The organism is Mangrovibacter phragmitis (genome assembly GCF_040429585.1).
Taxonomy (GTDB): domain Bacteria; phylum Pseudomonadota; class Gammaproteobacteria; order Enterobacterales; family Enterobacteriaceae; genus Mangrovibacter; species Mangrovibacter phragmitis.
The window spans coordinates 4221505-4244265 of sequence record NZ_CP134782.1 but is presented as its reverse complement, the minus strand read 5'-3'; the positions used below and the strand labels follow the sequence as shown (position 1 = coordinate 4244265).

The window sequence follows — 22761 nt, the reverse complement described above, 5'->3', positions numbered from 1 at the left end:
GTCAGGACTTTCTAATCTACATGGGGGTGAGACGCTGAGCTTCAACTCAGGTACGCAAAATTTTATCCATAATGCGGCCAGGCAACAGCCGTTTCAGGAAACCCACCACCCAGGTGACCACGGTCACCGGGTAGCGCAACCGTGGCCTGGTGCTGTCAAAAGCATGGCACACTTTTGCAGCAACGGCCTCCGGGCCAAGGGTAAAGCGTGCGGCAATGCCCGGATTTTGGACAGGTTTATCGGCCTGGGTTTGGTTGACGTTATCGGTAAAACGGGTATGGATTGGACCGGGTTCTATCAGGCTGACCTGAATACCGGTATAGCGTAACTCCATGCGCAGCGCATCAGACCAGGCTTCCAGAGCGTATTTACTTGCCGCATAGGCTCCACGGCCGGGTGTGGAAATCAGCCCCATTACCGAACTGGTCATTACAATTCGCCCTTCACCCTGCGCTTTCATGGCGGGTAACAACAACATTGTGAGTTGATGCACGCCAAAAAAGTTGGTGGAAAACTGTTTTTCCAGTTGTGCCCGGCTAATGGTTTCTAACGGCCCATAGAGCCCGAACCCGGCATTGTTAAATAGCCCATAGAGCTGGTTACCTGTATGGCGAAGCACTTCTTGTGCCGCCTGCCTGACGCTGGCTTCGTCATCAACGTCGAGTTGAATGCCAGTAAAACCCAGTGATGTCATACGTTCAACATCTTCTGCTTTACGGCAACCCGCAAGAACATGATAACCGCGTTGCTTCAGCGCATGAGCACAGGCCAGACCAATTCCACTGGAACTGCCTGTGATAAATACTGATTTTTGCATAACTTTACCCGTTAAAAGCGCTGATTGTTTATGACTCATGTTTAACTAACAAAGGTGCCAGTTTTTCAGCCATCCAGTTGGCAATGAAAGGCTGGGCATCCGGGTTAGGGTGAATACCATCATCCTGCATCCATTGTGGCTTCAGGTAGACCTCTTCCATAAAAAAAGGCAGCAATGGAATGGCGTATTTTTCTGCCAGTTGTGGGTAGATGGCCTGAAACGCTTCGGTATAGCGGCGGCCATAATTTGGCGGCAGGCGTATCTGCATTAGCACAGGTTGTGCATTTGCTGTTTTAACTTGTGTAATGATTTTACCCAGAGTTGTGCTAATGGTTTGTGGGGCAAAACCACGCAAACCGTCATTACCACCAAGTTCTATAAGTACCCAACGTGGGTGGTGTTGTGCCAGTAAACCAGGCAAGCGGGCGAGGCCCTGAGCGGCGGTGTCACCACTGATACTGGCATTAATAACATCTATCTGCTTTGCCTGCCATTTTTCATTAAGTTTTGCCGGCCAGGCACTGTTTGCTGACATTCTGTAACCAGCACTCAGACTGTCACCCAGAATTAACAGCGTGTCCGCAGCCACGGCACGGAACGTTAACAGGAACAACAGGAAGGGCACATGCCAGCGGAAAATAGTGTTGAAGTACATCGTCTTTGTAAGTCCGTCGGTCAGGGTGAACATGAGCTCAACATCCTCACCGGAGTTGAGTTGATTGTCAAACCAGCGGAAAGTATCGCCCTGATTGGTGAGTCGGGTTCAGGGAAGTCAACTCTGCTGGCAATTTTAGCCGGGCTGGATGATGGCACTGAAGGTGAGGTCTGGTTGTTGGGTAAACCATTGCACCAAATGGATGAAGAGGCCCGGGCTGCACTGCGTGCGGCCAGTGTCGGTTTTGTCTTCCAGTCATTTATGCTGGTGCCTACGTTGACTGCTCTGGAAAATGTGCAACTACCCGCTCTGTTGCGTGGTGAAAATTCAGCTCAGAGTCTTTCTCATGCCCGGGGTTTATTAACTGAACTGGGGCTTGAAAAGCGCCTTCATCATCTTCCTGCCCAGCTATCTGGAGGTGAGCAACAGCGCGTAGCGCTGGCAAGAGCGTTTATTGGTAACCCGGCAGTATTATTTGCGGATGAACCGACCGGTAATCTTGACCGCAAAACCGGGGATCGCATTGCCGAACAGTTGTTTACTCTGAACCGGGAAAGTGGGGCAACGCTGCTGCTGGTTACCCATGATTTACAACTTGCGGCACGGTGTGACCGGCGGTTACGGCTACAGGATGGCAAATTGCAGGAGGAGCTATGATAGCTCGCTGGTTCTGGCGCGAATGGCGCACGCCATCATTGTTGATTGTCTGGGTGGCCCTGAGCCTCGCTGTTGCCTGTGTTTTTGCGCTGAGCAGTATTGGCGAGCGAATGGAAAAGGGGCTGAGTGCTCAGAGCCGGGATTTCCTGGCAGGCGACCGGGCATTACGCAGCTCGCACCCCATTCCTGATATCTGGCTGGCGCTGGCGCAGAAAGAAGGCGTTAAGGTCAGTACCCAGTTGTTGTTCTCGACCATGACTTTTGCTGGCAATACGCCGCAACTGGCTGATGTTAAAGCCGTTGATAGCTACTACCCGCTGTATGGCAGCCTGGTCACAAACCCTGCAGGACGGGGGCCACAACCGGGAACAGTGTTGCTGGCTCCCCGCCTGATGGCATTGCTCAGCCTGAAACCGGGCGATGAACTGGACGTGGGCGATGCCACCTTACGGGTGGCTGGCGAAGTTATTCAGGAGCCTGATGCCGGGTTTAATCCTTTCCAGCTTGCACCACGCCTGATGATGAATCTGGCTGATGTCCCGGCAACGGGGGCTGTTCAGCCAGGCAGCCGGGTGCGCTGGCTGTATAAATTTGCCGGTACACCCGGGCAAATTACCCGTTTTGAGAATGCACTATTACCACAGTTAACGGCTGAATACCGGTGGTACAGCCCGGAGCAGGAAGACAGTGCGCTGGGTAAATCCCTTGAGCGTTCACGTCAGTTTTTGCTTTTGTCTGCATTATTGACGTTATTGCTGGCAATCGCCGCTGTTACTGTGGCAATGAATCACTACTGCCGGTCTCGTTATGACCTGGTTGCCGTGTTGAAAACCCTTGGCGCAGGGCGTAAGGCACTGCGCCGTCTGATTATTGGTCAGTGGTCATTATTATTGCTGGTCTCTGCCGGTACGGGTCTGCTGGCGGGCAAAGTATGTGAATCCATCTTGCTGGCATTACTGCGCCCGGTGTTACCTGCAACGTTGCCTGAACCGGGGCTGATGCCATTAATCTGGGCACTGGGTGGGATGGTGGTGATAGCCTTTTTGGTTGGGGCGCGTCCTTACCATATCTTGCTGGCCACTCAGCCCGTGCGGGTGCTGCGGCGCGATGCCATAGCTCGCCGCTGGCCGCTTACTATTTATCTGCCTGTTATGGCGCTGGTGGTGGTAGCACTGCTGGCATTGCTGGTCGGCAACAACATGTTGCTGTGGTCAGTTCTGGCGGGAAGTTGCGTGGTGGCATTGCTGTGCGGTCTGGCAGGCTGGCTGGCCCTGTGGATATTAAAGCGTTTCACTACACGGGTGTTATCACTGCGCCTTGCAGTGAACCGTCTGCTGCGCCAGCCTCTGACAACGCTGAGCCAGATTGCGGCCTTTTCCCTCTCTTTCATGCTACTGGCGCTGTTATTGGTATTGCGTGGCGATCTACTGGATCGCTGGCAACAGCAGTTGCCGCCGGAAAGCCCTAACTATTTCCTGATAAATATCGCGCCAGAACAGTTAGGTGAAATGAAAAGCTTTCTGGCAGAGCACCAGGTTATTCCCGACCGGTTTTATCCCATCGTCCGGGCGCGTTTAACCGGAATTAATGGCGATACCACTGATAGTAACAAAGATGAAGCACTCAACCGTGAGCTCAACCTGACATGGCAGCGTGTAAAACCTGCGCATAACCCGATTGTTGCCGGTAACTGGCCGCCAGCAACCGGGGAAGTGTCTGTTGATGAAGGGCTGGCTAAACGGCTGAATTTGAAGCTGGGAGATAAACTGACATTTACTGGTGATACTGACACTTTCACAGCAACAATATCAAGCTTACGTAAAGTCGACTGGGAAAGCCTGCGGCCGAACTTCTACTTTATTTTCCCTGAAGGTGCGCTCAACAATCAGCCGCAAACCTGGCTTACCAGTTTCCGTTGGGAGCAGGGGGAATCCTTGCTGACACAACTTAACCGTGAATTCCCGACAGTGAGCCTGCTGGATATCCGCGCCATTTTAAACCAGGTGGGAATGGTATTACAGCAGGTAAGCCGGGCACTGGAAGTGATGGTGGTGCTGGTAACACTGTGCAGTGTATTACTGCTTCTGGCTCAGGTGCAGGTTGGTATGCGCCAGCGTCACCAGGAATTACTGGTCTACCGTACTTTGGGAGCGGGTAAAAACCTGCTGCGCCAGTCACTATGGTGGGAGTTTATTACCCTTGGTGTGGTGGCGGGCATTGTTGCCGCAGGAGGGGCCGAAAGTGCGCTGGCTTTGCTACAAACCCAGGTATTTGATTTCCCCTGGTCACCTGACTGGCGTTTATGGCTCGCTCTGCCCGTATCAGGTGCGCTGGTTTTGGCTCTATTTGGCGGCTGGCTGGGTGTGCGTCTGGTAAAAGGCAAAGCCCTGTATCGGCAAGTTCAGGGGTAAATAAAAAGAAAACAGATTGTGAAAGAAAAGCACTTATTTATTGGGTGCTTTTTCTTTTTTTGATAAATAATGCGAATTAATTATCTTGCTTCGCACAAAATGATAATACTTATTTTTTTTATCATTTTTTGTAATAAATATTCATAATATTATTTTTTTCAGTAGCACTGATTGATAATTTTAATAAATAAAATTTAATAAATAGCAGGTAATCTTCTCCTTGCTAAAGTGGTTTTAGCACCTATTGGTAAGGAATAGAAATGAACAAAAAAATAACAGTGCTGGCGCAGGCAGTCAGCACCGCAGTGGTATTAACTGCAATGATGGTTCCAGCTCATGCAGAGATTACGTTATTGAAACAGGATCCAAAAGCAGGGGATCCATTAAGCCGGTTAAATTTCACTGTAGGTGGGAGTATTCGCCCTCAGTTTAATAATATGACAGGTGATGGTGATAAAGGTTCTTACAAACGTAATGGATTTGATGGCGGGACACGTTTTCGTTTCGCTTCTGACTATTATCTGTTCGATGATATCAGCTGGATAAATTATTACGAACTGGGCGTTAATATCCCGGCGGTATTTAACTGGGATGACCATTATGCCAAAGGCGCAAATAATACTAACCGCCGTATGCTGTATACCGGGTTGAAAAGTGCTACCTGGGGTACACTGACTTACGGTAAACAAAACAGTATTTATTATGATGTGGTTGGTGCAAAAACTGATATCTGGGATTACGACATGCTTGCCCAGGCACCAGGTAACGGTATCAATGGCGACTACGATGGTTCTTACCGTTCACGCGGCATGCTGAAATACAAAAAAGCAGTTGGTAATGTTGACCTGTATGGCGCCTGGTTGTTTGACGATGACGAATATTTGCCAGGCAATGGGCTGCGCTATAAACGTAAAGGCGGCGGCTCACTGGGTGTGGATTATCACATCACTAAAGACCTGACATGGGGTACTGCGTGGAACATGACCCGTGCAGAAATGCGTGACCCTTCTAACGGTGACAGCAAAACCCAGAACCAGAATATTTTAGGTACAGCATTGAGCTGGAAACCGGATAACTGGACTTTCTCCTTCGGTGGTGGCTGGTATCAGAACTTCCTGGTCTCGAAAAAGAGCACTGTTAATGACTACTTTGCAGGTGACGCCTGGGGGATTGAATACTTTGCCGGGTACAAATTCCCGGTTGGGCAGTATGGCCTGCAGTCTGTTCAGCCGTATTTTATGGGTGACCGCCTGGAATATGTCAACGACCGAAACTATCAGCGCATTGATAATGGCCTGGGGGTTAGTTTCCAGCTGGATTACGGCTTCCGTGTTGACTATGAACACGTATTTACCTCCAGCACCGATAAAACGCTGGGTGATATGAACCTCGTTCGTCTGCGTTACGACTTCTGATAAAAAAAGACAAGCGCCTTGTGCGCTTGTCTTTACTCTACAGACGCCTGCGACTTCCTGCTAACAGCCAGTAAACTAAAGGCTGTGAACTGAACCAGCCTTATTGGTTACTGCAACTGTAATTGTGCCCAGGCAATACCACTGGCGTACTCTTCTGGTAAAAGCGTGAGCAGCGCTTCAAGTGAGGCAGAAAGGTGCCCTTTATCCGCATCTGACAGATTCAGATGGCCCACTTTCCGGCCTGGCCGCACTTCTTTTTCATACCAGTGCAGGTGAACCAGTGGCAATTTGAGCCACTCCCAACTACGAGGTGTGCCAATCAGGTTAATCATTACTGAAGGCGCGCTGACCACCGGGCGCGGCAAGGGTAAATCCAGTATTGCGCGCAGGTGCAGTTCAAACTGGCTGATGGAAGCACCATTTTGTGTCCAGTGACCACTGTTGTGAACACGGGGCGCCAGTTCATTAATCAGCAACCCGGCAGGTGTCACAAAACACTCCATTGCCATCACGCCGATATACCCCAGTTCATCCATGACAGCCGACAGCATAGACTCAGCCTGGTCCTGTTGCTCAGCACTGGCGGAGGGGAATGCCACACTGGCTCGCAGGATCCCGTCCTGGTGGAGGTTGTGGGTAAGAGGGTAGAACACCTTGGTGCCGTCTTTAGCGCGAGCGCCAACCAGAGATACTTCGCCAGAGAATTTAATGCCTTTCTCAACAATACACTCGCCGTAGCACTCAACTGGCAGGTTGTCTGTTTCACCCGGGCGCAGGCGCCACTGACCACGCCCGTCATAGCCACCCACGCGGCGTTTAACAATTGCCAGTTCACCCGCCAGGGCAAAGACTGCAGGCCACTCCTGCCGAGAGGCGAGCAATTGCCAGGGTGCAGTAGGCAACTGCAATTTATCGAACAATTGCTTTTGTGTCAGGCGATCAGCAATGACCGGAAAAACATCGCGGTTAACAAATGCTGCATGGTTTGCCAGCTCGCGGGTTAACGGGGTTTCAGGCCAGCGTTCAATTTCAGCGGTGATAACACTGTGCTGCCAGGGAACGGCTTGCGGGTCTGCGTCCAGGCCAACTGGCCAGACAGTGACCCCCAGAGGCTCCCCGGCCTGGCGCAGCATACGCCCAAGCTGGCCATTACCCAGTACGCAAACTTGCATTATTCAGCCTCCCGCGGGTCCGGGTTGTTCAGCACATCTTCAGTCTGCGTTTTGCGCCAGTTTTCCAGGCGGGCAAGCAGTGGGGCATCATGCTGGGCCAAAATTTGAGCCGCCAGCAACGCGGCATTTGCGGCACCCGCTTTGCCAATTGCCAGTGTCCCTACCGGGATCCCTTTCGGCATTTGAACAATAGAGTACAGGCTGTCCACACCGCTCAGTGCAGCGCTTTGTACAGGCACGCCCAACACCGGCACCAGAGTTTTGGCTGCAATCATGCCTGGCAAGTGCGCAGCACCGCCAGCACCGGCGATAATAACCTGAAAACCCTTTCCCTGTGCCTGTTCGGCAAAACTGAACAGTTTATCGGGGGTACGGTGGGCGGAGACAATTTCCACATGGTGAGGAACGTCCAGAGCAGTCAGGACTTCAGCGGCAAACTGCATGGTAGCCCAGTCACTTTTGGACCCCATCACAATGGCGATACGCGCCGGGTTTTGGGTGGAAGACATGCGTCTCAAAACTCCTGTGAATAAACAAAACAACGACAGACTGTTGCGGAGAAGGGCTCAGAGAATAGCACGTAAAGCGGGCAAGGAAAACGGTTGCGTAGTGGTGAAATGGGCATTAAACCATAACAAAATGGGTTAAAACGGAAAGTGGATCAGAGCCATCTCTTCTGCGGTAACACGAATCATTGAGCCTTCTGTATGCCAGGCGCCTAATACGGCCCGTAATGCAGGTTGACCGTTGGCTTCAAGCTCATGAATCGCCGGCCGATGCGTATGCCCGTGCACCAGCCATTGCGCCTGATGGCGCGTGAACGCTTCCTGGACTGCCTGTGGGTTGACATCCATAATCGCCAGCGATTTGTGTTGATTCGCCTGCTGGCTATTGGCGCGCATTTTCCGTGCAATATGGCGGCGAATAAACAGCGGCAGGGCAAGAAACAGGCGCTGGATCCAGGGCGTGTGAACTTTGCGGCGAAAATCCTGGTACGCGTGGTCATCAGTACACAAGGTATCGCCGTGCATGATAATAACCGGGCGCCCGTACAGTGACACGCACTGCTCCTGGGGCAGTAATGTCATACCGCTACGCCGGGCGAATGCTTTGCCCAGCAAGAAATCACGGTTGCCATGAATAAAATAGACGGGCACGCCCTGATTCACCAGGGTACGAATGGCATCGGCTATTTGCTGGTGAAGAGGCTCCGGGTCATCGTCACCAATCCAGGCTTCGAACAAATCCCCGAGAATATACAGTGCGTCTGCTTGCGGTGCTGTCTGTGCCAGAAAACGCAGAAAACCGGCGGTAATCGCCGGTTCTTCTGTGCACAGATGCAAATCTGCGATAAAGAGTGTTGCCACGATTACTCGCTGACAGTCACGCTTTCAATTACTACGTCGTCTTTCGGTACATCCTGGTGCATACCACTGCGGCCAGTAGAAACGGCTTTGATTTTATCCACCACATCCATGCCTTCCACGACTTCAGCAAACACGCAGTAGCCCCAGCCTTGCAGGCTTTCGCTACTAAAGTTCAGAAAGTCGTTATCAACAACGTTGATAAAGAATTGTGCAGTAGCGGAATGTGGAGCCTGAGTACGTGCCATCGCCAGCGTGCCACGGGTGTTTTTCAGGCCGTTATTGGCTTCGTTCTGAATGGTGTCTTTGGTTTCTTTTTGTTTCATGCCCGGTTCAAAACCGCCGCCCTGAATCATAAAACCATTGATAACACGGTGGAAAATCGTGTTGTTGTAGAACCCTTCGCGACAGTAGTCCAGGAAGTTTTTAACTGTTACCGGTGCTTTATCGTCAAAAGTTTTGATAACGATATCGCCATGATTGGTATGAAAAGTAACCATGCTGTGCATCCTATTCTGCCATGTAGTGCTTAAGCCTGCGCTGCAGGCCACAATAGCCCGTTGTTATAGCACACTCATCAGGTTCGATCACCTTGCAATGCATGCTGCTTTAGAAAGGAATTTTGGGGTAATATAGATTATTGCTTTTTTACCACACACATACATGGAATCGCTGATGTTAAAGATTTTCAATACTCTGAGCCGTCAAAAAGAAGAATTTAAACCCATTCATGCCGGGAAAGTTGGCATGTACGTGTGTGGAATAACTGTTTACGATCTGTGTCATATTGGCCATGGGCGGACATTTGTCGCGTTCGACGTAGTGGTGCGCTACCTTCGCTCTCTGGGCTATGATGTTAACTTTGTGCGTAACATCACTGATATTGACGACAAAATTATTAAGCGTGCGGCGGAAAATGGCGAAGGCTTTACCGCGCTGGTGGACCGCATGATAACCGAGATGCACGCTGATTTTGATGCACTGAATATTCAGCGGCCTGACTGTGAGCCCCGGGCAACGCATCATATTCACGAAATTATCGAGATTGTCGAAAAACTGATTCAGCGCGGGCATGCTTATGTTGCTGATAACGGCGATGTCATGTTTTCTGTGCCGACAGACGCCTCTTATGGGCAATTATCCCGCCAGGACCTGGAACAGCTCCAGGCGGGTGCGCGGGTTGATGTTGCCGATGCCAAGCGTAACCCCATGGATTTTGTGCTGTGGAAAATGTCCAAGCCAGGTGAACCGAGCTGGGCATCTCCCTGGGGCGAAGGCCGTCCAGGCTGGCATATTGAATGTTCTGCCATGAACTGCAAGCATCTGGGTAGCCATTTCGATATTCACGGCGGGGGTTCCGACCTGATGTTCCCGCACCATGAAAACGAAATCGCCCAGTCCACCTGTGCTCACGACGGCGACTATGTGAATTACTGGATGCATTCCGGGATGGTTATGGTGGATCGTGAAAAAATGTCCAAATCCCTGGGCAATTTCTTCACTGTGCGTGATGTACTGAAATATTACGATGCAGAAACAGTGCGCTACTTCCTGATGTCCGGGCATTACCGCAGCCAGCTTAATTACAGCGAAGAGAACCTGAAACAGGCGCGTGCTTCTCTGGAACGTTTATATACTGCTCTACGCGGTACAGATAAAGCGGCTGTTGCTATGGGTGGTGAAGTTTTTAAAGCGCGCTTCTGCGAAGCAATGGATGACGATTTCAACACACCTGAAGCCTATTCTGTACTGTTTGATATGGCCCGGGAAGTTAACCGCCTGAAAAGCGAGGATATGGCTGCTGCTAATGGCCTTGCAGCTGCGTTGCGTGATATCGCCGCTGTCCTCGGGATTCTGGATCAAGACCCGGAAACCTTCCTGCAAAGTGGTGCACAGGCAGATGACGGCGAAGTGGCTGAAATTGAAGCACTGATTCAGCAGCGCCTGGATGCCCGTAAGGCAAAAGACTGGGCGGCAGCCGATGCAGCGCGTGACCGCCTGAATGAAATGGGTATTGTGCTGGAAGATGGCCCGCAGGGAACCACCTGGCGCAGGAAATAACAGTTTGTTTTTCAACTGGTAAAAAAGCGGCTTTATGCCGCTTTTTTTGCCTTTGGTATTTGCCAGCTTTGTGACATGAATAACTGCTGGCTGCAGCAATCAGGCTGCTACTGTAACGCTGTAACCGGCGAAAGTGACAGTTTGCCCGGCAACGATTTTACAGCGCTTACGGGTTTCTGTTGCGCCATCTACCTGAACCTGGCCGTCGGCGATAACAATTTTGGCCTGTGCGCCACTTTCAGCCCAGCCCTCCAGCTTTAACAAGTCACACAGTTCAACATGGGGATGTTTACCCAGAAAAAATGTTGCCATTATTGTACTTCTCCATCATGGTATTCTTCACAAGCCTGAAGCGTATTTTGAATCAGTGTCGCGACAGTCATTGGGCCCACACCACCGGGCACTGGCGTAATGTAAGCAGCCCGAGCCGCGGCATCTTCAAACACCACATCACCCACTACTTTGCCATTTTCCAGCCGGTTGATGCCCACATCAACCACAATTGCGCCTTCTTTTATCCATTCACCAGGGATAAAACCTGGTTTGCCAACAGCAACAATCAGCAAGTCTGCATTTTCTACATGGTGGCGTAAATTTTTGGTGAAGCGGTGAGTTACGGTGGTGGTACACCCAGCCAGCAATAACTCCATGCTCATTGGGCGGCCAACAATGTTTGAAGCACCAATGACCACAGCATTCAGGCCATAGGTATCAATATTGTAGCGTTCAAGCAGGGTAACGATACCACGAGGGGTGCAGGGGCGCAGGCGAGGTGCGCGCTGGCACAGGCGGCCGACGTTATAAGGGTGGAAGCCATCCACGTCTTTATCGGGCGCGATACGTTCCAGCACTTTAACATTATCAATGCCGGCAGGCAGAGGAAGCTGAACCAGAATCCCGTCAATGCTCGGGTCCGCATTCAGCTTATCAATAAGGCTGAGCAATTCTGCTTCAGTAGTGGTTTCCGGCAGATCCCACGCGCGGGAAATAAAACCGACTTCCTCACAAGCCTTGCGTTTGCTGCCTACATAAATTTGTGATGCCGGGTTTTCCCCGACCAGCACAACAGCAAGCCCCGGTGCACGTTTACCAGCGGCCAGGCGAGCCTGTACTTTTTCCGCGACTTCGCGCCGTACCTGCTGCGCAATCGTTTTACCATCAATAATTGTTGCTGCCATCAGCGTGAGAATTCCATCTGTAATAAAAAAGGGAAGGGAATGTGTATATTTTGTCAGAAGCGAGGCGCGCTGTCAGTCACCTGTGCAGATTTCCTTTGGTTGGCATGTGTAACTCAGCAGATTTAAAGCTATTTACACATGTAGCGCACAAGACTGTACTAAGTTTATTTCTCTGGCTGCCTGGTGTGGATAAACACAATTGCTACCCCTTGCGTAGCGGCCTTGTACACGCATCCCCTAACTTGCTGGCGCTTATCAGCACTGTTTTAGCCGTGCAGCTGACAACATTGGCCCGGCGTTTGCACTTAATACGCTTATTTCGCCAGCATACAGAACAAAAGCCATTGACTCACAAGGCCCTGACCGTATAATTCCTCGCGTTTCCAGGTGTATGTGCCGGAGATGTTTTGTGTCATGCGCCCTTAGCTCAGTTGGATAGAGCAACGGCCTTCTAAGCCGTGGGTCACAGGTTCGAATCCTGTAGGGCGTACCATTTTAAAGTAAACTGACGTCAACCGACGTCTTTTTTTATGCCTAAAATTCAGTGTATTGGCTGAATTTAACGCGTCGCTACTCTACCAAGCTCAACTCGTATCAACCTACATCAAGTAGTCTTTGTTGGTATATGTGATGGTATCTCCCCGTTCGATAAAATCTTGTACCAATAGCCAGCATGGGGGCCTCAAATGGCATTAACCGATGTGAAGGTAAGAAGTGCGAAGCCAATAGACAAGCCTTATAAGCTTACTGATGGGGAAGGGATGCATCTGCTGGTCCATCCCAATGGGTCTAAATACTGGCGATTGCAATATCGTTTCGACGGGAAACAAAAGATGTTGGCACTCGGTGTTTACCCGGAAATCTCGTTGTCCGAGGCCCGGCAGCGCAGAGATGAAGCAAAACGGCAAGTGGCCAATTCCATTGATCCCAGTGAGAAGAAAAAAGTAGAGAAGCAGGCGCGTAAAGTCGCTGTAGAAAATACGTTCAAATCTGTTGCACTGGAATGGCATGAATACAAGCGCCCCAATTGGTCAAAGGGGTATGCCGAAGATCTGATGGAGACATTTGAGAACGATATTTTTCCTGATATCGGCAAACGACCAATAGCAGAGATTGAACCGTTAGAAGCTCTAACCACATTACGCAAACTTGAAAAGCGTGGCGTACTCGATAAATTGAGGAAGGTTCGTCAGGCCTGCAAACAGGTTTGCACTTATGCCATTGTTACGGGTAGAGCGAAAACCAATCCCTTTGCCGAACTTGCTAGTGCCCTGACTACGGCGAAATCAACTCAATTATAACCGGAACCGTACTCATGAAAGTTTAAATAATCTCCTTCCGGAGATATACCGGAAACAGTTAGAAAATTCTAATCATGAGTGTCTCAGATAACGGGAAGTGGACAACACCACGAACGCGATAGAACCGCTGAACATCGTGATCCGTGCGGCTATCAAGAAGCGCAAAGTGTTCCCGACGGATGCCTCGGTGCGAAAAGTTATATATCTGGCGAACAAGGATGCGTCGAAAAAATGGAGTATGCCGATCCAGAACTGGCGGTTGGCAATGAGTCGTTTTATTATCGAGTTCGGTGACCGCCTGAGCGATCACCTTTAATGCAGTGGCAGTTACACAGAATTATTGACAGGCTGTGCCATGAGTCATTCCTTTTTAATTACATATTACTGGAATGACACAGAATTTTAACACTCCTCAGATAAGGGTTACGATCTCTATTAGCGCTATTTTTACAGCACCTCGAATATTCATTGTTTTTTCTCAATAGCAGGGAACGGACTGTCGAGTAAAACGTGAAATTTTTTGTTCAGCTCGTTGGTGATGTGCATTGCATCATTTAGTTCGTTTTTTGATAGTTCCTTTTTGAGAATATCGAGGTCATGTTTCGCTTCTTTATTGCCAGTGAAGGATGAAAGCCAAAAATAGGCAAATGCCGTTTTATTATCCTTTTGTGTTCCCATTCCGTGATAATGCATTTTTCCTAACAGCAAAAAGGCATTTGAGCTGGTATCACGGTAATCTCTTGATGACCAGGTTCCTGTTTTCTCAAGCCATTCACTAGCCTGCTTGTAATCCTGTGTGACACCATTGCCGTCCAGATACATGGTCCCCAATGCAAAGCTGGCTGGCGGCATACCTTTTTCTGAATTGGCTGCTTTCAAAAACCACTGCTGAGCCTGTTGTAAATCTTTTGGCACCGCCATTCCACGGCCTTGAAAATACATCACCCCGATATAGTATTGTGCTTCAGGTGCATTTTTTACTTTGTCTGCTTTTTTATAAAGACACAGTGCTTTTTGATAGTCTGACTGTGCTCCACTATCCGAGTTGTATTTATTAGCCAATTCGACCCAGTCAATAAAAATCCCTTCCCTTTCTTCGACATCATCTGTACACATTGGTAGGTGAGAGTTTTTACTTGCCACTTTACTAGCTGAATCGGAATTATTCTGGCAGCCTTGCAGAATGAAAAACATAGATAAGGATATTGCAATTTTAATTAACTTTTTCATTTGGCATTTCCTTTGCTGAAGATTGAAGTAATTTCTTTCGATAACACATCGGATGTCTTCACTACACCGTAGACATCGGACTGAAAACCTGCTGCTACCATTAACACTAAAGGTGTATCCAGTTTTCGCTCAGTGAGATAATTTTGCGACTGGGCTGTAACATGATAGGTTTTATTTTTATCTGAAGGCATAAGAACCCCCGCACCTTGAAGTATCACACTACATTCTGGTAAATTCTCATCGACTAACTGTTTCTTGGTTGGAATGAAGATCGGCATAAATTCTGTCGGATCACCATCGGTCACTATCATCGCGGTATATTCACCGTTTGATTGCTTTTGAATATAAAATTCTGCGCTGTTTTCAATTTCATAGCTGCCCTCAAGCTCCGGGCATGATGATTTCGCTTCTTGCATAGCACAACCAGCAAGCATAAATATAACAGGCGTAAAAAGTAATGAGTTTATTTTCTTTTTCATCGCGCTTGCTCCGATGCAGATAATCCCAAATCAGGATTACATTGCATACCATCCCAGCCTTTATAATTTTTCATCTCTGGGGTTTTATTGGGGATGTTTTGCCAGTTAGCCTTCCAGGCAAAAATAATCCATGGGCAGGGGTATTAATAGAATTCCGCGATGCGTATTCCTTTCCCCAATCTAATCCGGAAGATCCTGGTTTTAAACGTGCTTGTTGTAGAGAGTCGTCGTTGTCACGGTAGATATAAGGAATTCCCGCACTACCTGGCAACAAACGCTGATCGTCGAATCGCTTTGAACTCATGTAGAGATCGTTGGATTTTATCTGGATAAAACCTTGGCCATTAACCACAATGAAAGATATTCCTTCATTACTTTCAGGGCCCGAAGCGCCATATCGTTTTGCCCCGCCTCCCGGAGCAAAACGAGCACGTCCCCAGGTTTGTCCATAATCTTTAGAAATTAAAAAAACCGATAAATAATCCCAAGGAATTAAAATATAGTTCTCAGAAGGGTGGACGAATTTAAAGAACGATATTTTGAATATAGGACGGTCACTTTTAACAACTGCCGAACGAATATTTCTTTGTGTGTCGCTGTACCAAAGCGCCACCTCACAGTTGAACCCTTCCAGTTCAAGAAAACGATGATTGGCAAAACGATAAACAACCTGAGTGGGTGTTTTTTTTACAGATACCACTGCACCATAGGGTAGAGATAGTGTTCCTACAGCAAAGCAACAAATCAGCCTACAGATATTATTCATACTCGCTCCCTTATTTAAACCAGTGGTTTTGGCATATCCCATTACAGGGCATCCACCAGTTGGTTTCCGAAATCCCTTTTCGTACCCGGTTGAACTCGCTGACGTGGGCCGTAATCATTGACCACGCCAGGCTCGTCTGTTGGCATCGGTTGTTCACCAGTTTCCGGCTTGTTCATTAACTCCTTAATTTCTCTGGGTAATACTCCTACCTGATAGTATTTTTTTATTTTAGGATCTGGATTGCCCGGTCTGCTCCAGTCTGCTTGTAACAGTAGACTGCCCCAAAATTTGTCGTTCTCAAACGCTTTGTTCCATTGCCAGCTTCGGCACATAAGTGCGACACAGAATGGATGAGTGCTGCCTGCTCAAGCATCTACTCTGGCTTGTAGAGAGAGATTGAGTTTCACCCGCACAGTGTAGGGTATGGCTAAGCGTTACAGTCGTAATGATATTACGATAAGTGATATTTAATCAAATTTGCAGTATAAAATTCTGAAAAATGTGTGCAAGGCAACGGTCGATGGCAGTTTTGAGCGAATAACGACCATAAGTTTTGGCGTTGACACAAGTGAGTATTTCAGTCCCAGTAACCGTTTAATGTAACGGCCAATTAATGCAGTCTAGTTTAAGGTGAGCTAACCTATGATAACTTTCGCCGCAGTAACTGGGTTTAAGTCGCTGCAGAGAGGCTTTTTACGTGCCAGAACAGTGAATGGGGAATGGATTACAAAGCGTCAGAACACAAGTAGGATGGCGAAATTATGACGTCTCTTGGGACAGGGTTATTGTTTAGAGAGAGTTCAGAATTCTGAGTCACGCTAAAATTACTACAGCATCATGACATTATTTAGCCAACCCTCAAAATAAATGGCTAACTGTGACAATGCCAAATTCCAGCTCTGGATCGGCATTGTCCATTTTTTCTGCGTATTCATCAGACCCCAATAAAGCAGTTTCAACAGGCTGTTTTCATTCGGGAAAACACCTTGCATTTTGGTCAGTTTTCTGAACTGCCTGTGTACCGGTTTTATCGCGTAGGTGGCGTAGATAACTTTGCAGATATTCGCAGGATAACGGAAGTACGCCAGCAGATTTTCCCATTTGCGTCGCCAGGACTGAAATACCAATGGATATTTTTTGCCCCATTTAGCCTCCAGCTCATCCTGCGCAATTTCCGCGGCTTCTTTTGACACCGTAATACACCGGACTTCAGGTTGACCATGAAGGTTTTATGGTGCTTTGAGACCACATATTTAATCAAGTTGTGGATCTGGTGAGTGACACACAATTGCACCTCTGTCTGTGGATAAATGCAGTTTAGCCAGGAGATCTCTGTTGTCTTTTGAATGGTCTGAGAACAACTCAATCTCCTGCATCTGCAAACTGGGGGCTCTATGAGACATCCATGAAAGCAAAACAGGAAAAACTCTACAGAAAACACACTATATTGCCTGTGTGAATCCTGCAGGCACTATTTTGCAGCAAACGGATTGAGCCAGCGCCACCACCAGGATAGTTTCCAGTAGCGCCGTATTACTGGTAATGCCGATGGTTGACGGGTACCGGAGCTAAGCACTTTCCACTCAAAATTAAGAAAGATTCGGCTGTGTCCGTATTCCGCCCCGAATAATTCACATTCATTCTGTTTACGTTTATCGACCGGAGTATTAAAACTCAAATCCCTTTTCAGACTGTGGTAAGCACCTTCACGATCTAATTCGCGTGAATAACACCAGACTGATGAAGGAAGATATGACTGCTTAGAACCATGATATTTCTGGAACTTCACAAAACGGTAGTCCTCGGCACCATAATGACCGCAATACTCTTCATCATAGCCGTAAAACCGAAGAAATCTTGCCCGACTCATGAAGAAGATATTTGAATGCCCATTGTATATTTTACCGTGGACATCCTTTCTGCGTAATTTATAAAACTTACGCCCTGGATTAGAAGTTTTAATCAAATAGCGAAGTGTTTCTGCCGGGCAGGCATGATCAAGGTCCGTCATCAGGATTTTATCCGATTTAGCGTATGTTACTGCAAGATTACGCGCTCCACCCTGATTCCACTGAATATCTGTTGTGATTTTTAGCCATCGGTAGTTTAAATTTAATGTGGGAATTTGATACTCAAGAGGAGAGCCATCATCAACGATCACAAACTCGATGGCATCAATAATATCAGCTGGAAATTTTTCATATTCACGTAACAAAGAAACTACAGAGTCAATCGAATTCTGGTTGCAATAAAAATGGGTTATGTATGAAAGCTTAATATGAGACTTATCCAGTAAATGGCGTCCTGAAATTAATTCTGCCGATGATTTCATATATTACACTCTTATAATGTGATTAAGCCTATCAGGCACCTGATGATTTTGGCTGGATGGTACTTCCAGCAGTTGCCGGTATAGCTGGATGCTCAAATTATGGGTATTGCAATAGCACCTGAATGACCAAAGCTGTTTGTTGCGGTGAACCTCGCGACAAACAACCGTAATGATATCAGAGACTTTGTCACTTATCAGCCTGAAACTCATTGCCGGGATGTTGAGCAAAATAAGGCATTTTTCCGGGAAAAAGTCTGAGGCATCGTCTTTCGGAAAATAACCGCCCAGGCGCAGCAGTATCGCCAGCAGATGAAGCTGTCGCTTGAGTACGGCTTCAGTATTGCAGTAATAGTAATGCACGGTTATTCGTGTGCGAAAGCAGGTACGCAGTACCTGATTGCAAGGTTGTCTGCGGTGAGCATAATGCCGCAGATGTTCGGTACTGTCAGTATGCCGCGCATTGAAAAGGGCGATACAGGTCTGTGCTGCGCGTTCAATGCGCAACCGCTCCCGTAGAAGCTCCACCACAATACGCTCATCCACAACAATGATTGAGGTTCGAAGTATTGTTTCACCGGGCCGTGTATTGACCAGAACCCCGATGCTGTCAACTGTATTTATGGCAGGCGTGATGAGGTTAATTTTCATTGAACAAGGAAAGTGTAAAGAGACGGAACGCTTCAGAGTTGTTACCTTATACGAGTCAAATGTGACGAATAAAACACATTATCAGGAAGAACGTTCCGGTGATTTTCGTGCTGGTTTTGATACAACGCGTTTTTCTCTGATTTCCTGGTTAACCACCATCAGACAGTCATCGCAGAATTCTTTATCCAGCCCGAAGATCCGGTCCAGAACGCCTCTTTTCTTGTTACATCTGGCACATCTTTTCATTCAATCACCTGCTGTCGCATTCCGGTGCCGTGCTCGCAGGACAAAAGAAAGCCGCCCGCCGGAAGGCAGGAAATAAATTAATAAACAATACATTAAGTGAGTTTTTGGAAATTTAGCACAGGGACTACCAGGCTGGATAATTCATTTTGCAGATCAATTTTCTTACATCGATCGGTTTAATCGATCATCTCTTTCGCTCTGCGTTATACGCCATACGTGTTTCTGCACACCTTACCCGCTTCAGCCTTCTCCGGGGTTAATCCCTGCGTTCATTCTTGCCTGTCGGCATCACTGATTTCATCGACCTCACTGGAATATGTCAGTCAGGATAATTTGCGTATTATGCTGTCAAGCCGCTCGCACGCCTGAATTAACGGCTCGCCTTCTTTCCCCGACACCCCAAGCAACAAGCCTGCGCGAGAAGATGTGTTCGGCAGATACCAGGCAGAAAGAGGCGAAGGTGCTAATCCAAAATGACAGGCATAATGCGCGATGGCCTTGTCCTGAGCACCATCAGGAAGATCAATTAAAACCGACAAACCGTGAATATGTGTTTTGTAGCCAAAATTACCCATGATTCGGGCCAGTTCAAGGCTTCGGGTGTGATAAACCCTTTTCATTTTGCGCAGATGACGTAAAAAATGACCGCCGTTCAAAAAAGCCAGCACCGTGAGCTGAATAGCGGGATCCGGAGCAGGTGAAAGGCAGGCAGCAACATCTGCAACGGCTTCGACGAGTGAAGGGGGAACAACGACAAATCCCAGACGCAGGCATGGACTGATTGTTTTACTGAAAGATCCGATATGGATGACCCGGTCGAAAGTATCTTGTGCCGCCAGTGAGGGTGCTGCACGTCGGCTCAGCTGGAGTTCACCGAGATAATCATCCTCAATAATCCAGCGATCCCCTTCATTGGCCCACTCAAGTAATCGGTTACGCCTTTCAGGCGGTAGAGTCATACCCAACGGAGCTTGTTGCCCTGGAGTAACCAGCGCAATTGAGGCATCCGGAGCATGACGTATACCGTATTCTATATCCATTCCCTGCGAATCAACCGGTATAGCAACGGTTGTCAGTCCGGCAAGGGCGAGCGCCTTCCTTGCCGGGGGAAAGCCCGGATTTTCAACCCATGCCTTTTTACCCTGTAAAGACAGGGCATGCAGCACCAGGCCGAGCCCGCCAGTGAAGCCCGTGGTGACAAAAACCTGAGATGAATGGCATTTGATTCTTCTGGAAAGTGTCAACTGACCGGCTATCTCACGGCGCAGCTCATTTTCCCCCCGCGGATCGCAATAAACTTGTTTTAGAGACATGACTTTACGGGCAGAAGCAGCAAACAGACGTGACAGCAAAGGCACAGGAAAAACATCGCTCGCAGGGATACCCATCTGAAAATCGCCAGTAGGAAATAAAAAGTTCTGATACAACTCTGAGGTTGGGACAAATTCAGGCACTGTATCTGCTGCAGAACTTAAGGGCAGATTTTCGACAACACAGGTTCCCCGGGAGCGAGACATCTCGACAAGCTGTTCATCTGACAAACGTTCATAAGCGGTTTTTACCGTGCCGCGTGAAATGCCCAACTGTGTGGCCAGGTCTATCCATGAGGGCAATCTTGCGCCGGGTTGTAGTACTCCGCTCATGATAGCCTCCGTAATCCCGCGACGGATCTGTTCGGACAGCGATACCCTGGCATCACTTACTATCGTGAGTTTAAACTTTTTTTCATTCATATGGCTGCCTTCGTGGTACATCAAAATCTGCTCGTTTTGGTTCTTTTCAGTGTAAATCCAGCTGGTAAGCTTTACTCACTTTCAACGATAAAGGAAATAAAAAATGAGCCAACGTATTGATTACAATAAAACTTCTCCAGCTGGCGTTAAAGCGCTTGGCAGCGTTTACGCCTACATTGCGCAATGTGGCCTGGAAAATACGCTTGTAGAGTTAGTGAATCTTCGCGTGAGCCAAATTAATGGTTGCGCCTTCTGCCTGGACATGCACACCCGCTTTCTGCTGAAAAAGGGGCTTACGCCTGTTAAGCTGGCGCTGGTACAGGTTTGGGATGAAGCGGGTGACGTTTTTACCGAACGTGAAAAAGCGGCACTGGCATGGGCTGAAATTGTGACCAGAGTTTCAGAAACTCATGTCCCGGACGCAGCTTTCAAAGCCGCATCTGCCGTCTTTGGGGATAAGGAACTGGCGGATCTTACCATGGCAATCGGCCTGATCAATGCTTATAACCGTCTTGCTATCAGCTTCAGGAATGTTCCTCAGGAAGCGGCAACATCCAATTAGTCATCATTTCCGGTAGCAGGTGGCTCGGGCTGTTGTACACATGATATTTTATGCGTTTGTAGACCCTGCTAACCGTATAATCAGAAATGGATTTTTTATAGTCATAGTCGTTACTTTCTGGCTTTTCCCTGTGACCTGCGGTCGTAGCGGACTTTAACGTTCTGAGTGGGAGTAATATTAATACCGGTTTGACTGAAAAAGCATATTTCCCATAAAATAAGTCAAGTTATCAATTATTGAGCCCTTTCATAAAATGCATCGAGTTGGATTCTTCATTTGCAATGGTCACGATGCTCTTGATCTCGCCGGGCCGCTTTCGGCTTTTAATCAGGTAGCTGCAGCCGCTGAACGTAGCCCTTATGAGCTTCATATAATCTCCCAGTCAGGTGGGCAACTTATTGGTAATGCAGGGCTCCCTGTTGCAGCGCGTCCTGCCGGGCAAGTAGAACTTGATACCGTTTTATTTGTCGGTGGTGATATCAGTTGTATGCAAACTTCTGCGAATATTGCAGCTGCGAAGCAACTGGCTGAACAGACACCTCGGGTGGCAAGTGTCTGTACAGGTGCTTTCTTGCTTGCAGAAACTGGATTACTCAATGGTAGAAGGGCAACGACTCACTGGCGGTATATGTCTCAGTTACAGTCACGTTTTCCGCTTATCCGGGTTGATGGTGATAGCATATACACTGAAGATGATGGCATCTGGACATCAGCAGGAATCGCTGCAGGAATAGATCTGGCTTTGGCGCTGATAGAGAAAGACATGGGGCCGGAAACGGCCCGAAACGTCTCCAGGCTGCTGGTTGTTCCGTACCGCAGAGCGGGAGGGCAGTCTCAATTTTCTGTTATGTCACAAATGGAGCCAGAATCAGATCGTATTCGGATAACCCTCAATTTTGCCAGAGAACATTTAGCTGAAGCGTTGCCTGTCGAAAGACTCGCCGAAGTCGCGCGATTAAGTGTTCGGCAATTTGGTCGGGCGTTTCTCCGGGAAACGGGGGAAACGCCAGCAAGGGCAGTAGAGCGTTTGCGTGTTGAAGCTGCACGTATTCGGTTACTGGATGGCAGTGAATCAATTGAACAGGTTGCCCGGGCTGTTGGGTTTGTCGATTCCGAGCGGATGAGAAGGGCCTTTGTTAAACTGTACGGGCATCCACCGCAATCCATTCGTCGGCAGAGTCGGTTACTTCGCAGCCGCTGAGAATCGACCAAAACCATTCAGCATGTTGTTTCACCTTAAAATTCTGCAGCGCTATGGCATTTTGCAGCCGCCCTTCGCAATAAATGACTCACTGCGACAATGCCTGATTCAGGCTCTGGACAGGCATTACCAATTTCTTCTGATTGAAACCTGACCAAATGGCGTTCCCTGAAGGTGTTATCGCAATCGGGGGCGCCGGGCCACGTTTATTCCCTGTGATTCGTATAGTGCGGGAATGGCACAGAATATCTGACACTCCCAGTGTTATCGCCCAACACATCATGGCAGTTGCTCTGCCATTCTGCTGGTGATTACCTTATTAACGCCACCCTGCGCCGTGGTTGCAACCGGCATTGCCATTCTCACTCACCATTGACTTGTTTTCTTCTCTTATATTATGTCCTTTTTTGAGGTTTATACGACCTTTACGCCATTCGTTGCGTGTTACACAATCGGAACAAGTAATCGTAGCGACCCTGGGTCGCGGTGTGTCAGGCCTCAGGCCTGATCAATAAAGAAACAAAGAGAGGAAG

General features: G+C 48.4%; 21 protein-coding genes, 1 tRNA gene and 3 pseudogenes. 9 read left to right on the top strand and 16 right to left on the bottom strand.

All coding sequences use genetic code 11. The annotated features are described in order from the left end of the window. Positions 1 to 46 precede the first annotated feature (46 nt). Positions 47 to 856: an SDR family oxidoreductase gene (locus MPHASIOC01_RS20605; protein WP_156519080.1), complete on the bottom strand. Its 810-nt coding sequence runs from the start codon at positions 854 to 856 to the stop codon at positions 47 to 49. Then, positions 846 to 1472: a multifunctional acyl-CoA thioesterase I/protease I/lysophospholipase L1 gene (gene tesA, locus MPHASIOC01_RS20600; RefSeq protein ID WP_353613192.1), complete on the bottom strand. Its 627-nt coding sequence runs from the start codon at positions 1470 to 1472 to the stop codon at positions 846 to 848. The genes MPHASIOC01_RS20605 and tesA overlap by 11 nt, the downstream gene beginning before the upstream one ends. On the opposite strand from tesA, the gene ybbA reads away from it, so the two are divergent. From ybbA to MPHASIOC01_RS20585, 3 genes are all read left to right on the top strand, one after another. Then, a complete protein-coding gene (ybbA, locus tag MPHASIOC01_RS20595; RefSeq protein WP_064599760.1) occupies positions 1443 to 2129 on the top strand; it encodes a putative ABC transporter ATP-binding protein YbbA in 687 nt (228 codons plus the stop codon). The two genes, tesA and ybbA, sit on opposite strands and share 30 nt — an antisense overlap. Beyond that, positions 2126 to 4540: a putative ABC transporter permease subunit YbbP gene (gene ybbP / locus MPHASIOC01_RS20590; RefSeq protein ID WP_353613191.1), complete on the top strand. Its 2415-nt coding sequence runs from the start codon at positions 2126 to 2128 to the stop codon at positions 4538 to 4540. Before ybbA ends, ybbP begins: the two co-directional genes overlap by 4 nt. A gap of 260 nt (positions 4541 to 4800) precedes the next feature. Further along, the gene (locus MPHASIOC01_RS20585) at positions 4801 to 5955 is read left to right on the top strand and encodes a porin (RefSeq protein WP_064599384.1); all 1155 of its coding nucleotides are present in this window, start codon (positions 4801 to 4803) and stop codon (positions 5953 to 5955) included. A gap of 107 nt (positions 5956 to 6062) precedes the next feature. Here the strand turns inward: MPHASIOC01_RS20585 and purK are convergent, their stop codons facing one another. The 4 genes from purK to ppiB form a co-directional block, all read right to left on the bottom strand. Continuing rightward, entirely contained in the window at positions 6063 to 7130 is a 1068-nt protein-coding gene (gene purK, locus MPHASIOC01_RS20580; RefSeq protein WP_064599386.1) for a 5-(carboxyamino)imidazole ribonucleotide synthase, read from the bottom strand. Beyond that, positions 7127 to 7636: a 5-(carboxyamino)imidazole ribonucleotide mutase gene (gene purE / locus MPHASIOC01_RS20575; RefSeq protein WP_353613190.1), complete on the bottom strand. Its 510-nt coding sequence runs from the start codon at positions 7634 to 7636 to the stop codon at positions 7127 to 7129. The genes purK and purE overlap by 4 nt, the downstream gene beginning before the upstream one ends. Before the next feature lie 135 nt (positions 7637 to 7771). Beyond that, complete coding sequence (gene lpxH, locus MPHASIOC01_RS20570) at positions 7772 to 8494, bottom strand: UDP-2,3-diacylglucosamine diphosphatase (RefSeq protein ID WP_064599389.1); 723 nt, start codon at positions 8492 to 8494, stop codon at positions 7772 to 7774. Between the two features lie 2 nt (positions 8495 to 8496). Then, complete coding sequence (gene ppiB / locus MPHASIOC01_RS20565) at positions 8497 to 8991, bottom strand: peptidylprolyl isomerase B (RefSeq protein ID WP_064599764.1); 495 nt, start codon at positions 8989 to 8991, stop codon at positions 8497 to 8499. A gap of 175 nt (positions 8992 to 9166) precedes the next feature. Here ppiB and cysS point away from each other — a divergent pair, with 175 nt between their 5' ends. After that, on the top strand, positions 9167 to 10552 hold the full coding sequence (gene cysS / locus MPHASIOC01_RS20560) for a cysteine--tRNA ligase (RefSeq protein ID WP_064599391.1): 1386 nt from the start codon (positions 9167 to 9169) through the stop codon (positions 10550 to 10552). A gap of 99 nt (positions 10553 to 10651) precedes the next feature. Here cysS and ybcJ read toward each other — a convergent pair whose 3' ends face one another. Continuing rightward, positions 10652 to 10864, bottom strand: coding sequence for a ribosome-associated protein YbcJ (ybcJ, locus tag MPHASIOC01_RS20555; protein WP_064599393.1), 213 nt, complete (start codon positions 10862 to 10864; stop codon positions 10652 to 10654). Then, entirely contained in the window at positions 10864 to 11730 is an 867-nt protein-coding gene (gene folD / locus MPHASIOC01_RS20550) for a bifunctional methylenetetrahydrofolate dehydrogenase/methenyltetrahydrofolate cyclohydrolase FolD (protein WP_064599395.1), read from the bottom strand. The genes ybcJ and folD overlap by 1 nt, the downstream gene beginning before the upstream one ends. A 416-nt stretch (positions 11731 to 12146) precedes the next feature. Between folD and MPHASIOC01_RS20545 the strand changes: the two genes are divergently transcribed. The 3 genes and pseudogenes from MPHASIOC01_RS20545 to MPHASIOC01_RS20535 form a co-directional block, all read left to right on the top strand. After that, a tRNA-Arg gene (locus MPHASIOC01_RS20545) sits at positions 12147 to 12223 on the top strand. A gap of 193 nt (positions 12224 to 12416) precedes the next feature. Next, a pseudogene (locus tag MPHASIOC01_RS20540) lies at positions 12417 to 13019 on the top strand (tyrosine-type recombinase/integrase); the annotation flags it as partial. 103 nt (positions 13020 to 13122) lie between these two features. Continuing rightward, a pseudogene (locus MPHASIOC01_RS20535) lies at positions 13123 to 13347 on the top strand (transposase); the annotation flags it as partial. A gap of 149 nt (positions 13348 to 13496) precedes the next feature. Here MPHASIOC01_RS20535 and MPHASIOC01_RS20530 read toward each other — a convergent pair. The 8 genes and pseudogenes from MPHASIOC01_RS20530 to MPHASIOC01_RS20495 all read right to left on the bottom strand — a co-directional run bounded on the left by MPHASIOC01_RS20530 (position 13497) and on the right by MPHASIOC01_RS20495 (position 20465). After that, positions 13497 to 14261, bottom strand: a complete 765-nt coding sequence (locus tag MPHASIOC01_RS20530) for a tetratricopeptide repeat protein (protein WP_353613189.1) — start codon at positions 14259 to 14261, stop codon at positions 13497 to 13499. Continuing rightward, positions 14258 to 14740 carry a hypothetical protein gene (locus tag MPHASIOC01_RS20525; RefSeq protein WP_353613188.1) on the bottom strand — a complete coding sequence of 161 codons (483 nt, stop codon included), beginning with the start codon at positions 14738 to 14740 and terminating at the stop codon, positions 14258 to 14260. The genes MPHASIOC01_RS20530 and MPHASIOC01_RS20525 overlap by 4 nt, the downstream gene beginning before the upstream one ends. 70 nt (positions 14741 to 14810) lie before the next feature. Then, positions 14811 to 15548: a hypothetical protein gene (locus MPHASIOC01_RS20520; protein WP_353613187.1), complete on the bottom strand. Its 738-nt coding sequence runs from the start codon at positions 15546 to 15548 to the stop codon at positions 14811 to 14813. Further along, positions 15548 to 15682: a hypothetical protein gene (locus tag MPHASIOC01_RS20515; protein ID WP_353613186.1), complete on the bottom strand. Its 135-nt coding sequence runs from the start codon at positions 15680 to 15682 to the stop codon at positions 15548 to 15550. Before MPHASIOC01_RS20515 ends, MPHASIOC01_RS20520 begins: the two co-directional genes overlap by 1 nt. Positions 15683 to 16333: 651 nt before the next feature. Then, positions 16334 to 16818, bottom strand: a pseudogene (locus MPHASIOC01_RS20510) (transposase); the annotation flags it as partial. A 159-nt stretch (positions 16819 to 16977) separates the two neighbouring features. Continuing rightward, positions 16978 to 17838, bottom strand: coding sequence for a glycosyltransferase family A protein (locus MPHASIOC01_RS20505; protein WP_353613185.1), 861 nt, complete (start codon positions 17836 to 17838; stop codon positions 16978 to 16980). A 3-nt stretch (positions 17839 to 17841) separates the two neighbouring features. After that, entirely contained in the window at positions 17842 to 18486 is a 645-nt protein-coding gene (locus MPHASIOC01_RS20500; protein ID WP_353613184.1) for a hypothetical protein, read from the bottom strand. 569 nt (positions 18487 to 19055) lie between these two features. After that, positions 19056 to 20465: a PLP-dependent aminotransferase family protein gene (locus MPHASIOC01_RS20495; RefSeq protein WP_353613183.1), complete on the bottom strand. Its 1410-nt coding sequence runs from the start codon at positions 20463 to 20465 to the stop codon at positions 19056 to 19058. Between the two features lie 103 nt (positions 20466 to 20568). Here MPHASIOC01_RS20495 and MPHASIOC01_RS20490 point away from each other — a divergent pair, with 103 nt between their 5' ends. Then, complete coding sequence (locus MPHASIOC01_RS20490; RefSeq protein ID WP_064599404.1) at positions 20569 to 21027, top strand: carboxymuconolactone decarboxylase family protein; 459 nt, start codon at positions 20569 to 20571, stop codon at positions 21025 to 21027. 253 nt (positions 21028 to 21280) lie between these two features. Then, positions 21281 to 22228, top strand: a complete 948-nt coding sequence (locus MPHASIOC01_RS20485; RefSeq protein ID WP_064599406.1) for a GlxA family transcriptional regulator — start codon at positions 21281 to 21283, stop codon at positions 22226 to 22228. Positions 22229 to 22761: the final 533 nt, after the last annotated feature.